The 13,998-nt window shown below is 61.8% G+C and carries 9 protein-coding genes; 3 read left to right on the plus strand and 6 right to left on the minus strand.

Going from position 1 to position 13,998, the window contains the following annotated elements:
- Positions 1-10: 10 nt before the first annotated feature.
- From ACILSE_RS06860 to prmC, 3 genes are read left to right on the plus strand one after another with little or no spacing between them, the layout of a single operon-like run.
- A complete protein-coding gene (locus tag ACILSE_RS06860) occupies positions 11-1,249 on the plus strand; it encodes a dihydrolipoamide acetyltransferase family protein (RefSeq protein WP_395716626.1) in 1,239 nt (412 codons plus the stop codon).
- Positions 1,250-1,280: 31 nt separating this feature from the next.
- On the plus strand, positions 1,281-1,877 hold the full coding sequence (locus ACILSE_RS06865; protein WP_395716627.1) for a 5-formyltetrahydrofolate cyclo-ligase: 597 nt from the start codon (positions 1,281-1,283) through the stop codon (positions 1,875-1,877).
- Between the two features lie 14 nt (positions 1,878-1,891).
- Positions 1,892-2,782 carry a peptide chain release factor N(5)-glutamine methyltransferase gene (prmC, locus tag ACILSE_RS06870; protein WP_395716628.1) on the plus strand — a complete coding sequence of 297 codons (891 nt, stop codon included), beginning with the start codon at positions 1,892-1,894 and terminating at the stop codon, positions 2,780-2,782.
- On the opposite strand, the gene ACILSE_RS06875 is transcribed toward prmC, so the two are convergent.
- From ACILSE_RS06875 to ACILSE_RS06900, 6 genes are all read right to left on the minus strand, one after another.
- Positions 2,754-4,178 (minus strand): hypothetical protein, encoded by a 1,425-nt coding sequence (locus ACILSE_RS06875; RefSeq protein ID WP_395716629.1) that lies wholly within the window; start codon positions 4,176-4,178, stop codon positions 2,754-2,756. The two genes, prmC and ACILSE_RS06875, sit on opposite strands and share 29 nt — an antisense overlap.
- Before the next feature lie 93 nt (positions 4,179-4,271).
- Entirely contained in the window at positions 4,272-8,246 is a 3,975-nt protein-coding gene (smc, locus tag ACILSE_RS06880; RefSeq protein WP_395716630.1) for a chromosome segregation protein SMC, read from the minus strand.
- 193 nt (positions 8,247-8,439) lie between these two features.
- On the minus strand, positions 8,440-10,275 hold the full coding sequence (locus tag ACILSE_RS06885) for a VWA domain-containing protein (RefSeq protein WP_395716631.1): 1,836 nt from the start codon (positions 10,273-10,275) through the stop codon (positions 8,440-8,442).
- A gap of 137 nt (positions 10,276-10,412) precedes the next feature.
- Positions 10,413-11,513, minus strand: a complete 1,101-nt coding sequence (gene aroB / locus ACILSE_RS06890; RefSeq protein WP_395716632.1) for a 3-dehydroquinate synthase — start codon at positions 11,511-11,513, stop codon at positions 10,413-10,415.
- Positions 11,514-11,528: 15 nt separating this feature from the next.
- Positions 11,529-12,443 carry a tRNA (adenosine(37)-N6)-dimethylallyltransferase MiaA gene (gene miaA, locus ACILSE_RS06895; protein WP_395716633.1) on the minus strand — a complete coding sequence of 305 codons (915 nt, stop codon included), beginning with the start codon at positions 12,441-12,443 and terminating at the stop codon, positions 11,529-11,531.
- A 445-nt stretch (positions 12,444-12,888) separates the two neighbouring features.
- Entirely contained in the window at positions 12,889-13,836 is a 948-nt protein-coding gene (locus tag ACILSE_RS06900) for a hypothetical protein (RefSeq protein ID WP_395716634.1), read from the minus strand.
- Positions 13,837-13,998 lie beyond the last annotated feature (162 nt).

The raw sequence follows: 13,998 nt of genomic DNA on the forward strand, positions 1-13,998 counted from the left end.
GCATCCCGTCATGCCTTCCATCCCCATCCTGATGCCACAGCTTGGCGAATCCATCGCCGAAGCCACGATCATACGCATCCTTGTCGAGCCAGGGCGTCAGGTCGAGGCGGGTAGCGATCTTTTTGAGGTCGAGACCAACAAGGCCACCATGTCCGTCTCAGCGCCCTGCGCTGGTAAGATCGGTCAAATCGTCGCCGTCGCCCAAACCAGCTACGCAGTCGGTTCCACGCTCGCTTCCTTCGAGATTTCCGAGGACGACGCCCAGTCGCTCGGCTTCACCGACGCGCCAAAGCAGGACTTCGAGTCGCAACACTCCACCAGCGCCACTGACGTCGTCGAAAACCTCCACTTCCAGATCAGCGACGACGACGTCATCTCCACCCGTCAGCCCACCGTCGAGCCCGTCGTCAGTGGTGGTCTCCCGGTGCCGGCCGGGGCCACTGGCGCCAGCTTCATTTCCCCGCGCATGCGCGCACGCATGCTCGAACTCGGGCTCAATGCCGCCGACCTCGCCGGTGTTCCCGGCACCGGTGCCGGTGGTCGTGTCACCGTCGAAGACTTCGAGTCCTTCCTCCGGGGACTCGAGCAGCACCGCATGACGCCCGCCTCGCCCATGCGCATCGCGGTCGCGGACAGCATGCGCCGCAGTTGGACGCGTCCGCTCGCCACCGTCGGCAGCCCCATCATGCTCGACGCCATGCTGGCGCATCGCAAAAAAGCAGATCCAAAGCCCGGCCCCGCCCTTTACGTCATTCGCGCACTGGCCCTCGCCCTCGCCGAAAACACCGCCGTTGCCGGACGCCTCATTGGCAACCGCATCGTCCATCCGCGTGCCATCGACATCGGTTTCGCCGTCGAAGTCGAGGACGGCGTCATGGTCCCCACGCTTCGCGAGGTGGAAAAGACCCCGCTCGTCAAACTGGTGCCCACTTACAACAAACTCGTCGAACAGGCCCGTGCGCGTCGTCTTCCCAGCGACATCAACCGACCAGGCATCGCCACCGTCACCAACTTCGGCACCTTTGGCATCGTCTGGGCCACTCCCATCCCGCTGCCCGAGCAAAATCTTGTGCTCGGCCTCGGTGCTGGCAGCAAAGTCCCGCACTGGAGTGACGAGGTGAATCAATTCATCCCCGTCACCGAGGCCGAACTCACCCTCAGCTTCGACCACCGTGTGCTCGACGGCGGCGGGGCCGGACGCTTGCTGAAGCGCATCGCCGAGCTTCTCCAGAAGCCCGAACTCCTTTAAAACGAGTTTTTCAACTCGTTCGAGCGCTCGCATGCAAGACAAACCCACGCTTCGCAAACAAATGCGCGAGCGCCTGCGTGCCATCGACGAAACAACACGCTCTGATGGCGGTGCTCAAATCTCCGCACACATCCTGCGTCTCGCATCTTCATGGCCGTCGAACACGACCATCGCTCTCTTCGGCGGCCTTAAAAGCGAACCCGATTTCCTCCCGCATCTCATCATGCCGCTCACTGAGCAAAGGGCGCGTTTGGCATGCTTTCAAATCGACACAGGTGAACTCCGCCCGCGTCAGATTCATGGCATGGAAGACCTCCAGCGCGGCCAGATGAACGTCTGGGAACCCAAACCCCACTGTCAGCCACTCGAAATTGCTGTGCTCGACATTATCCTCGTCCCAGGTCTCGCCTTCACCTGCGGCGGACTCCGCCTCGGCCGTGGCGGCGGCTACTACGACCGCCTTCTCGCCAGTCCACACTGCAAAGCACATCGCCTCGGCATCGCCTACAATGTGCAGATCGTCGAATCCATCCCCGTCGAGCCGCACGATCAGCGCGTACATAAAATCATCACCGAATCCGGCTTGATCCAGGCCCCAGGAGGGCAGACTGCCATGTCCGCCCATTAACCTTTTCGTCGCGCATGAAACAACTCCTCGAAATCCTCCAGTCCGGCGCCGCCTACCTGGAGAAAAGAAAAATCGAGGAAGCACGCCTCAACATGGAGCACCTGCTCGCGCATGTCCTCGGCTGCCGCCGGCTCGATCTATACCTCCGCTTCAACGAATCCATCCCCGAGGCCCAACTGACCACACTGCGCGAACTTCTGCGCCGTCGTGGCGAAGGCGAGCCTCTGCAGCATCTCCTCGGCACCGTCGAATTCTGCGGTCACGAACTCATCTGCGACCACCGCGCCCTCATCCCGCGTCCTGAGACCGAAACACTCGTTGAACTCATCCTCAAAAAATTCGCCGTGCCACCCGCCCGCGTCCTCGACATGGCCACCGGCTCCGGCTGCATCGGCCTCAGCCTCGCCAAAGCCTGGCCCGCGATTGAAATCATCCTCGCTGACATCAGCGAAGACGCTCTCGATCTCGCACGCCTCAACGCCTCACGCCTCGGCATCACGCCCAAGTTCATCCGCAGCGACCTCTTCGAAAAAATCACCGGCACCTTCGATCTCATCGTCGCCAACCTCCCCTACATTCCCACCGCTGAGATTCAAACTCTCCGCCCCGAGGTCAAACGCGATCCTCACATCGCCCTTGATGGCGGCCCCGATGGACTCCGCATCGTCGAAAGCTTTCTCAACGACGCTCTGCCTCACCTCAACACGGGCGCCCTCATCGCCCTCGAACTCGGCCACGACCAGGGCCCTCCCGTTGTGACTCGGTGCACCGAACTCGGCTATCGTAATGCCGTGACCGCTGCCGACCTCTCAGGCATCCATCGTTTCGTATTTGCGACAGCTCCGGAATGCAAGGCCGAACACGTGGCTGCTGAACTCACAGCTCCCCCATCCCTCCCCGCTTGATCCAAACGTTCAGCGGCTCAAATGCCGTCATGTCGAGCGTGAGGCCGCAGCCGAATGGCGCGCTGTTGATGCTGTTCGTGTTGAGCATGCCTTTCTCAATGCGGAGCGCGGCGAAATCTGCCTGATGCCTGTGGTAAAGGCCCGCGTGGGCCTGGAGCGCGGCTTCTTGCACCTCCTGGGGATACATGCTCAGGCCGCGGAAGTAATGGTGGCCGTTGCGCTCGACGTGCGTGATGCCGAGCAGTGTCATGACGCTCAAATCCTGCAACATCGCCACCGGCCCGATGCCGGCGAGGTCCTCGCCGCTAAGAATCGGGCCGCCGGGTATGCTGGCGGCGCGTTTTTTCAGCAGCGCCGCGTTGGCGAGGCCTTTCACGATGCCTTTGCAGTTCTTGTGGCTCGTGCCGCGATAGCCGAGGTCCAGCGCGAGCGGCAGATCCTTCAACGAGCCGTCACTTTCGTCGATGATCATGCCCGGGCCGGACCGCACATCTTCAGAGAGCGCCTTGGAGCGATGCAGCGCCTGTTCGATCAGCAGCACGCTGCGTAACAGCGGCGCAAGCGATGCGTCCGCCTTCAAGGCCTCATAAAAGTCGCAGAACGAGGCAAGGTCATGAAACTGCTCGTTGCCGTCCAGTGTGGAATGAAAGCCATCCGGACAATGAGCGGTGATGACACGTGTGATTTCACGCAGTCGCGGCAGGTCCACCTCCGTTTTGCCGCAGACTTTGATTTTGAAGTAGCGCAGGCCGTAGGCGCGGATGGACTCCTCAAGTGTGTAAGGCAGCCCGTCATCCAAACTGCCGTCCGCAGACGTTAGCGCATCACCCAGACCAATCGTGTGCCGAGCATGCACATGTGACAGTGGCTGCGGCATGATCACATCACTCACGCGCATGCCGCGCAGTTCTTCGCGCAACTCGCCGAGATCAATGCCGAGTTCATCCGATTGCAAAACGGCATGCAATGGCCGCACCAGCGCCTTGCACAGGCCGTCCAGCACCGCGCGCTCGATCAAACTCACGCCGAGATTCGCCAGCAGCGGCGGCACGGAGCTCACCTGCGCCCAGTTTGCCTGCTCCGCGTAAAGATCGCGCCACCAGGCGAAGAAGCCGGTTTCTTTTTCCGCCGCGAGCCGCCCGATGCGTGATGCATTCTGTATCACGGCGATCATCTCCGCCAGATCTACCTCGAACAACGTATCCGGGTTCTTCGTAAACCACTTCGGCGGCAGTCCTTCGCTCGCCAGGCCACATGCCGGCCTCCCATTGACGAGCAGATCCACCTTCACAAACAAATGCGGCAGCGCATTCATGCTGGCGATGCCATACTTGAACGGAAACCGCGTCCGCATGGGCAGGACGTGGAAGTGGAAGGCCTCGATCGCGAAAGTCATGGCGGACAGGAAGCCGGAACATCCGGTGATGACAAACAAAAAGGCCTTCAGCACATGCCGAAGGCCCCTTTGTTCATGGATTGAGCGCGTGGATCAAACCAGCGCCGCAGGCGTCTGCTCCTCTTGCTCTTCGATGGCGGTCAGGCGTTCCTGTTCCTCGTCGAGGTTCTCGTGGATGAGTTCGGACTGCTCTGATTCGCCATCCTCAGTCTTACGGCCGCGTTTCGGCTTGGCAGGAGCTTCGAGGGCTAGTTCCTGGTCGGACTTCTTGAGCGTGCGTGTGTCCTCTGTGGTCATGCGGACTCCGACGGGCTTCGACACGCCGAATTCCTGCATGGTGACACCGTAGATGACATCCGCGCGGCTCATCGTGCGCTTGTTGTGCGTGACGATGATGAACTGCGAGTTGTCGATGAAATTGTCCAGCATCTTGAGGAAGCGGCCGATGTTCGTTTCGTCGAGCGGAGCGTCCAACTCGTCCAGCACGCAGAAGGGCGAGGGCTTGACCTGGTAGATCGAGAACAGCAGCGCAACGGCGGTCATGCTGCGCTCGCCACCGGAGAGCAAGCTGATCGTTTGAAGCTTCTTGCCCGGCGGTTTGGCGATGATTTCGATGCCGGACTCGAGCGGGTCTCCCTCGTCGATGAGCATGAGATCGGCCTTGGCCTGGGGGCCGAAGAGCTCCTTGAAGTTGTTCTGGAAGAAGCCGCGCACGAGCTGGAACGTCTCGCTGAACATCGTCTTCGTGGTCTCGTTGATCTTTGCGATGACCTGATGCAGCTCCTCCTTCGACTTCACGAGGTCGCCGTGCTGCGTTTCGAGGAAATTGTGGCGCTCCTCAAGCTCTTCGAACTCCTGGATGGCGTCGAGGTTCACCGGGCCGATGCCTTCGAGCTTCTGGCGAAGCTCATAGACGACTTCCATGACGAAAGCCCAGTCCGGCTCGGCTTCCTGGCCCGGGATGACGACATCGTCGATGTCCACCTCGTCGTCGCGGTTGGAGATGGCACGGATTTCGGGTTTCTCCGCGGCCTCTTCCTCCTGAACAGGCTCGGTGACATCTGACATGTCAGTCTGGTCAGACACGTCTGACTGTTCGGATGTCTCCGTGGCAGACGCGGCCTTCTTCCCGCGGCTGCGGTTCTTCTTCTGCTCCTCGATGGTGACCATGAGGACGTGGTAATCCGGCTCGAAAGCGCTGATGTGGAAGCTGTAGCGCTCCTGCACCTGATTGATGAGATTTTCGAGACGAAGATCGACACGCGTCAACTGCACCTCGGCGCGGTTGCGGGATTCATTGAGGCCGTTGTAGCTCTGGCGCAGTGCCACGAGCCGGGTTTCAAGTTCGGAGACTTTTTCAAAGAAGGCGGCACGTTCGTCGCTCTTCGAGTTCAGATGATCCTCGATGGCGCCGATGGCACCGCGCTGGGACTCGATCTGCTCGTTGAGACGGGAGTTCTCGGCCTCGCTCTGATTGATGCGCATGCGCCAGGTGTTGATCTCCTGGTCGTAGCGGTCCAGACCGACTTGAAGCTCTTGCAACCGGGACGCCATCGGCGCTTTCTGACGTTCGAGAGACTGCAGGGCGCTTTGCTCTAATGCGAGGGAGGTGCGCAGCTCGTTGAGTCGTTCGCTGGACTCAAGTTCGCGGCGCAGGAACGACTCCATTTCGACTTCCAGCTCGCCTTCACGCACGCGTGCGGCCTCGAGCTGCTCCTGCGCGATAGCGGCCGCCTCACGCATCTGATTGATCTGGCTTTCCGAGCCGCCGATGCGCTCGTCGATCTGCGCCTGATCCCATTCGACGCTCTCCAGCTTTGCCACGGCCTGCTGAAGAGCACGCTGCACGACGGAGGTCTTGCCTTGAAGCTGGGAGAAGCCTTCGCGTGCGCGCTGGCTCTGCTCGCGCAGGGTGATTTCCTCGCGCTGCTGGTCTTCGAGCTGCGCATTGAGCTGGGTGAGCGCCTCTTCCTTTTCGAGAAGCTGGAAGTCGAGCGCCTCGACCTCCGTGCGGAGCTGGCGCACCTCGGCCTCGCGGCGCAGGGTGGAGGATTCCTCGTGCTTCGACGCGCCGCCGTAGATGATGCCGTCGGTGGAGATGAATTCGCCGCGCATCGTCGCGATCGCGAGATGCGGCATCTCACGCTTCAAGCGCAGGGCAGTGTGCATGTCATCGACGACGAGCACATTGTGCAGCAGGTGGTCGATGAGGCTTTGCACGCCGGTTTTGACGCGCACCTTGTCCGTGGCCCATGCGATGGCTCCGGCGGGCATCAACTCGCGGTCGCCGTTGCGATGCAGTTTGCAGAAGTCCTGCGGGAACAGCGTGGCGCGGCCCATCCTGTGGTCGTTGAGACGATCCACGATCTGCGCTGCGAGTTCGCTTTCAGTGAGCAGCACGGCCTGCAAATGATCACGCAAAGCGGCCTCCACAGCGGGAATGAAAGCGGAGTCGGTGACTTCGATGCTGGAGGCGAGCAGTCCGCGGACGCCGGTGGAATAGACCTCGGGATTGTCGAGGCCGCGCAGCACGCTCTGTGTGCCTTCGGGCAGTCCTTCGCCTTTCTGCAGCAGTTGTTCGATTACTTCGAGGCGTGAGCGGCGCTGGGTGACACTGCGTTGGAGTTCGTTGAGCTCCTGATGCATCGCGTCACGCTGACGGCGCTTCTCGATGATCTGGCGGGCGCATTCCTTGGCTTTTTCGTCGAGATCGTTGCGCGTTTCCTCCAGTTCGTGAATCTGCCGCTGCAACTCGTCGAATTCGAGCTGGCTGGCCTCCTTCGCCTGCGCGGCGGCCTGACGGTCGCGGCTCAGCGCCTCATGACGCTGGCGGTCGGCGCTGATTTGATTCGTCAAACTCTGAGCGCGGGCCTCCGAGGCGGCGATCTGGCCTTCGAACTGGCGGATGGACTCACGCACGGCACGGCGGTCGCCTTCGAGACGGCTGCGTTCCGGCAGAATGCTCTGATGCAGGCTGGAGTGCTCGTTCACCGCCTGCTGGCGTGTTTCGATGTTCGCGCGGATGGCGAGCACCTGCTCGTCGGCTATGGCCATCTGGTGCCGTGCCTCGTCGATGAGCTGCTGGCTGGCATTGATCTGCTCCTCGTTCTGCTTGATGCGGCCCTCCAGCTCCTCGTTGCGCTCCTTGTTGAAGCCGATGCGGCCCTCGGCGCTCTGCATCTGCGAGCGCAGCTCCTGCGCCTGCTGGCGGAGTTGGCTGATCTGCGATTCGATGGCGTGATAGGCCTCGCGTGTCTGGGCGGCCTCGGTTTCCGTGGTTTGAAGGTTGCGCTGCACCTCGTCGAGCTGCGCGGTGAGCATGCGCGCTTGGTTTTCGAACTCGGACTTCTCGCCGGAGAACTCGGTGTATTGCTTTTGCGCGAGGTGGGTGTCGAGCAGGCGCGTGTCTTCGAGCAAAGCCTGATAGCGGCGAGCTTTCGCGGCCTGACGCTGCAGACTGCCCATCTGGCGCTTCACTTCGGCGATGATGTCGGCGACGCGAAGCAAGTTGGCCTCGGTGTATTCGAGCTTGCGCAGCGCCTCCTTCTTCTGCGATTTGAATTTGGTGATGCCCGCGGCTTCCTCGAAAACGCTGCGACGATCTTCGGGCTTCGAACTCAGCAGCATGTCGATCTGGCCCTGCGCCATGATCGAGTAAGCCGCCCGGCCGATGCCGGTGCCGGCGATGAGGTCGTGGATGTCCTTGAGACGGCAGACGGTGTTGTTGAGGCGATACTCGCTCTTTCCATCGCGATACACACGACGTGTCAGCGAGACTTCATTGAAATCGACGTTCAGCGCCTGCTCGCAGTCCGCCATCGTGAGCGTGACTTCGGCGAGGCCGACTGGCTTGCGCTTGTCGGTGCCGTTGAAAATGACGTCGGCCATTTCATCACCGCGCAAGGCTTTGGCCGAGGTTTCGCCGAGGACCCAGCGGATGGCATCGACGACGTTCGACTTGCCGCAGCCGTTCGGACCGACGATGCCGGTCACACCTTTGTGGAATTCAAAGTGGGTCTTGTCGGCAAAGGACTTGAAGCCGTGAAGGGTGAGGCTTTTCAGATACATGGCGGTTGGAAAGGCAAAAGGTTGAGGCGTCGAAAGAGTTGCTGAGGTGGACTGAACCATTCCGCCGCCGGTGGCTGCAACAAGGAAGCCATTTTTTTACCCTATCTTGGGGTTTGTTAAGGTATCCAAAACAAGATGTGGGATTTTTTCGGGCCCCTGATCTGTGAATAAGCGACGGGCCTGTGAACAAGTTTCAATACACCGCCTTGCGGTGGAAAAGAAAGCTCTCCAGCAGCAGCAGGGCAAGCGCGAGCCAGATCAAACGCTTGGGCCAGGTGCTGAAAGCGCTGGCCGTGATGATGGTGGCGTTGGTTGGCGGTGTGAGCGTGGTTTTCGCGTCGAGTTTCGGCAGATTGGACTCGGCGTCGGAAATGAGGGCGCAGGTGCCGCCGCGGTCATTGCCGACCTCCCAACTGCCGATGCGATTGAGTGTGAGCAGGCCGTTCGCGGGAGTGTCCGAGATTTCGATGAATTGAGAGCCATCCCACGCGTGCCATTGCACGAGGCTGTCAGTGGCGAGCATCTCGCCGGTGTGCATCGTGCGCATGTCGGCGAGCGCGTCGCTGTTTTCGGCGCACCAGTAGAGCGCGTTGCCGAGAATAAGCGGAAAAGATGGGAGCAAAGCGAGCTGCTCCGACTGTGCCGGTGAAAAGGCGGTGACGACGAGGCGCTGGCCGTTGAATTCGCCGGCGGCGAGCACGGGTTCGTTGCCCGCGATCCACAATGGCTCCAGTGAGGCGGGCAGATCGAGCACGGTGGTCTGCGTGACGGCGATGCGGCTGCTGCTGGCGCGGAACAACACCGCATGATCCGGCTGCACGGCGCGCACACTGTCATGCGGCACTCCGCGGGTCACACGGGCGCGCAGCGGGCCGGAATTTTGCTGCGGTGTGAGCGCGATGACGGGTTTGTCCGCAGGCCAGTCCTTTGGAAGCCAGTTTTCGAAGATGAACACATCCGGCTGCTCCTTCGGCGGCCATGCGGCGGGATCACCTTTCTTCATTTCGATGCGTCCGGCCTCGATGAGCGATGAAAGCGCGACTTCGGTGAAGGGATCAGGCTTTTCGGCGAACCAGGCGACGTGGAGCGGCCGTGTTTTCGGCAGCGGCGCGGCGAGCCCGTCATCCCAGCCGAAACAATCGCCTGCGGTGGCCAGCCTCATCTCCAGACGCTGCCCGCGCAGGCCTTCGAGTGGGAGGATGAGCGCGGTGGATTCACCGGGAGCAAGTTCAAGCTCGCGCAGTTGGGCGATGCGTCCTGCGAGGGTGACTTCGAGCGTGGAGGTGGTCTTCGAGGCATTGCTCGCGGCGGCGCTGACTTTGACAAAAGCCTCGTAGCGATCACGGGCGAGCGGACTGTGGCGAATTTGGAAGCCGGTGATGCCGACGTTGAGCGGTTCGGGCAGCGCGGAGGAAATCAAATCCAGATCAGGCACCTCGGACGGGGCGGAATCAGAGGCAAGCCAGATGCGGGAACGTGCTTCGAGATCGGCAAGGCGTTTGGCGACGTTCAACGCGGCCTCGACCTTGCCTTCGACGGGCGCGGGAGCGAGTTCGTCGAGAAGCCGCAGGCATTCGCGTTGGTTCCGGCTGCGTGAGAGCAGGACGCGCGGGCGTGAGTCGAAGGCGATGAGCGATAGGACGACTTGGTCTGGTAAAGCGCGCACGCGTTCCTTCACGCGGCGTTTCACCTCATCGAGACGGGCAAGACCCTGCAAATCCCGCGCGGCCATCGACGCGGAACAATCAACAAGGATGACGACCGCACCGGGAGAGTCGGCTGAAATGTCACTGCTGGGCCGTGCGAGGGCGAAGATGGCAAAGAACAGCACGAGCAACGTGAGCAGCAGGGAGAGCCACTTTTTGATGCGCCGCAGCCATGCGGACTCCTGGTGCTCACGGGCGAGCGATTTGAAGAACAGCAGCGTGGAAACCGGAACGCGTTTTGCCTGACGGCGGAACAACCACAGCGCGAGCGGGATGAGCGCCAGCCAGGCAAGGTGGAGGTAGCTGGGGGCGAGGAAGCGCATAACCAAACTAGAAATGACGAAACCAGAATGGTGAATGACGAAGAAATGATGAATTCCCAATGACGAGCGACGGAAGTGATGGGTTCTTCGTCATGGTCTCATTCATTCGTCCTTCCTCATTCTGGTTTCATCATTTCTTATCTCCGCAGTTCATCCAGCGCCTGTTTCAAGTGGCCTTCGATGACGTCCTTGCTGACATAGGCTTCGCCGATCTTGCGGAGGAGGACGAAGCGGATCTTGCCGTTTTCGAATTTCTTGTCCGTGCGGGCGATGCGCATGATCTCCTCGCTGTCGAGATCGTCAGGCAGGCGTGCGGGGAGATCACACAGTTTCAACAGGGCGACGATGCGTTCGTAATCGTCCGCCGTGAGGTCGGAAATCTGCACGGAGAGCCATGCGGCGGCGCGCAGGCCGAGGCTGATGGCCTCGCCATGCAGCAGCCGTCCATAGCCGGCGGCGGCCTCGATGGCGTGGCCGAGCGTGTGCCCGAAATTCAGCAATGCACGCGTGCCGATGGTCTCGAATTCGTCCGCCTCGACGATGGCGGCCTTGATGGCGATGTTGCGGCGGATGAGCGCGACAAGGTCGCCTTTGCCCGCGGCGATGTTGTGGATGGCGTCAAACATTGAGGCGTCGCGGATGCAGGCATGCTTGATGATCTCGGCGAAGCCCTCGTTCCACTCGCGGGTGGGCAGGGAGTTGAGCGTGTCGAGGTCGGCGATGACATGCACGGGCTGATGAAAGCAGCCGACCATGTTTTTCGCGTGCGGGAGGTTCACGCCGGTCTTTCCACCGACGGAGCTGTCAACCTGCGAGAGCACGGTGGTGGGCACCTGGACATAGGGAATGCCGCGCTGATAGATGGCCGCGCAAAAACCGCCGAGGTCGCCGATGACACCGCCGCCGAGGGCGACGAGGAAGCTTTTGCGGTCAAGACCGGCACGCACCATCTCTCCGAGCACGGTCTCGCTGCAGGTGAGGGATTTTGAGGACTCGCCCGCGGGCACGGTGATGAGATGCGGTTCCTTCCCGGCGGCGCGGAGGCTTTCGAGCACTTTTTCAGCGTAGAGCGGGCCGACGTTCGAGTCCGTGACGACGGCGCACTTCACGCGGTCGGGCAGCTTCTTGTTCACCTCCTCGCCCATCGTCTTGAGCAGATCGCGTCCGACCTGCACGAGGTAACTGCGCGGGCCTAGGTTGACGAAGACGGGACGGGCTGGCTGGACGGGCGGAGGCATTGGAGAATGACGAAATCAGAATGTCGAAGGACGAAGGCCCGGGCAGGCCAGGACACGTTCGAGGACGTACTCTGCCGTCGGAAGGGAATCGAGGCAAATCGTTTGGAAGCAGCGTTCGCGGCGGAACCAGGTGATCTGGCGCTTGGCGTAGCGGCGCGTGGCCTGCTGGATGGCGGCGATGGTGTCAGCGAGCGAAGCACGGCCGGCCAGATGCTCGCGAACTTCACGGATGCCGATGGCCTTTTCCGCTGTGGGTGACATTTCGCCCAATCCGGCGACTTCGTCGATCAATCCGGCGGCGAACATGTCCAGCGTGCGCTGATTGATGCGCGCGTAGAGCGTCTCGCGGTCTTGTTCGAGGAGGATGCCGGTCACCTGTGGCTCGTTTTCGGCAAAGGAGCGCCGCAAAGCGGACTGCGGTCGGCCGGTGAGCAGGCAGATCTCGAGCGCGCGTTCGACATAGCGCGGATTGCGCAGGTTGACCGTGGTGGCGGCCTCGGGATCGCGCTGGAGCAGCCAGATCATCTTTTCACCGGTGCTGAGGTGCTTGAATTTCTCCCGCAGCGGCGGTGAGGCGGCGGGCAGGGGGGAGAGGCCGTGTGTGAGCGCCTTGAGATACAAACCTGAGCCGCCAACGACGATGGGCACACGGCCGCGCGCGGCGATTTCTTCGATCACCGGCACGGCGAGCGCATGGTAGCGCTGCGCGTCGCACGATTCAGTGAGCGGCAGCACGCCATAAAGATGATGCGGCAGCCGCGCACGGTCCGCGGCGGAGGGTTTCGCCGTGAGGATGTCCATGCCCGCGTAGAGCTGGAAGGCATCCGCGTTCACAATCTCGCCGCCCACCTCCTCCGCCAGGGCGAGGGCGAGGGCCGACTTGCCGGAAGCCGTGGGGCCGGTAATGAAGAACGTGGAGGTGGGGAGCATGGATCACTCTGGGGCTGGCATCATAGCCGCCCGTTCCGCCGACTCAAGCCGCGTGCCGTCACGCGATCCCGTGCCTGCATGGGCCGAAAAATGATCCAGAAAGGGCCAACAGTCCCCGGGTCTGAGCCTCTGGGGAGCGTTGCCGACTAGGACAGGAGGGCAAACCTCTGCGTTTGCCGAATTGGGCAAGGCAGATTCGAAGGGAGCGCGGACGCCCTCGTCCGCTTTCAGGAGCGGCGACGACTCGTCGCCATCCATGCAAAGCCGACGCATCGTCGGCTCTCCCCAAGGAGGGAAATGTTGCCGAATTCAGCAGGGCAAAGTCGAAGGGATCGCGGACACTCCTGTCCGCTGTTTGGGAACCACCTTAGCGCGCAGGAGTGCACGCGCCCCTCTCCTCATCTCCAACTCTTATGGTCTCCTTGTCTTATGGTCCTTGCCCTCCTTACCTCCGCAGCGCGTTGATCAGCTCATCCAGCTTGTTCGCGATCTGCTGCACCTCACTCTGCGTTGGCGGATCGCTCACCACGAGGTTGAGCAGACTCACCGCATTGCTGTTGCTGCTCGTGTTGCCGATCGCCGTGTCGAGCTGTGACTGCGTCACCTCGCCGGGCGGGCCTTGCGGTCCCGTGCCGCCGTCGCTGCCGTTCAAACCACGTGGGATGCCGAAGGTGAAACGCACGTTGTAGCCATCGAAGCTCGTGTTCACATAAGCCGCGTCGCCGGGATTGAGCGTTATCACGCCATCCACCAGCGCGTTGCCAAAGGGTGGTCCCTGCGGGCCTTGGGAGCCTTGCGGTCCTTCGTTGCCCTGCGGGATGCCGAAGTTCAGGCGCACGGCGCTGCCATCGAAGTTTGCCGAGACACTCGGCCAGCCCCCCGGCGGGAGTTGCGTCACGTTATCGACGACGAAGTTCGTGAAGGGCGGTCCTTGGGCACCATCGCTGCCATTGCTGCCGGGCGTGCCGGTTTCACCGCGAGGAATGCCGAAGAACAGCCGCACCGCGCTGCCGTCGAAGTTCGCCTGCACCGTCGCATTGTCGCCGGGGTTCAGGGTGGTCACGCCATCGACGACGAAGTTCGTGAACGGCGCTCCCTGTGCTCCGTCATTGCCCGGCGGGCCTTGCGGTCCGTCGCTGCCGTTCTGGCCTGCTGGTCCTGTCGGTCCGTCATTGCCTTGGGGAAGATCGAAGCTCAGATGCAGCACGTTCCCGCTCACACTCACCGTCACCGCTGCGGGTGATCCGGCAGGCAGCGTGTTCACCGCATCCACTTGCGCGGAAGTCACTCCGCTGACGGCGTCGATGAGGTCTTTGAGGCCGTTGAACTGGGTGCGCATCGGCGCGGATTCGAGCGGGGTGCCGTTGGCAGGGAAGGCGGGGTCGAAGGGCATGGCGTTTCAGAAGACTATGAGACTTGGAGACCGGGAGAAGAGGAGGAGGGGAGAATCCACCCAAACGGCCGACATCGGAGCTCGGCGTTCGCACCTCGGAGGTCGGACGTCCATGCCTGGCAGGTCGGAGCGCGAAGCTCAGAGGTCGGACTGCCGAGCTTT

This window comes from Prosthecobacter sp. (assembly GCF_044236155.1).
In the GTDB taxonomy this organism is placed as follows: Bacteria; Verrucomicrobiota; Verrucomicrobiia; order Verrucomicrobiales; family Verrucomicrobiaceae; genus Prosthecobacter.

Coding starts and splice junctions, on each gene's coding strand:
- ACILSE_RS06860 (WP_395716626.1), top strand. CDS start 11: ATGCCTTCCATCCCCATCCTGATGCCACAGCTTGGCGAATCCATCGCC.
- ACILSE_RS06865 (WP_395716627.1), top strand. CDS start 1,281: ATGCAAGACAAACCCACGCTTCGCAAACAAATGCGCGAGCGCCTGCGT.
- prmC (WP_395716628.1), top strand. CDS start 1,892: ATGAAACAACTCCTCGAAATCCTCCAGTCCGGCGCCGCCTACCTGGAG.
- ACILSE_RS06875 (WP_395716629.1), bottom strand. CDS start 4,178: ATGACTTTCGCGATCGAGGCCTTCCACTTCCACGTCCTGCCCATGCGG.
- smc (WP_395716630.1), bottom strand. CDS start 8,246: ATGTATCTGAAAAGCCTCACCCTTCACGGCTTCAAGTCCTTTGCCGAC.
- ACILSE_RS06885 (WP_395716631.1), bottom strand. CDS start 10,275: ATGCGCTTCCTCGCCCCCAGCTACCTCCACCTTGCCTGGCTGGCGCTC.
- aroB (WP_395716632.1), bottom strand. CDS start 11,513: ATGCCTCCGCCCGTCCAGCCAGCCCGTCCCGTCTTCGTCAACCTAGGC.
- miaA (WP_395716633.1), bottom strand. CDS start 12,443: ATGCTCCCCACCTCCACGTTCTTCATTACCGGCCCCACGGCTTCCGGC.
- ACILSE_RS06900 (WP_395716634.1), bottom strand. CDS start 13,836: ATGCCCTTCGACCCCGCCTTCCCTGCCAACGGCACCCCGCTCGAATCC.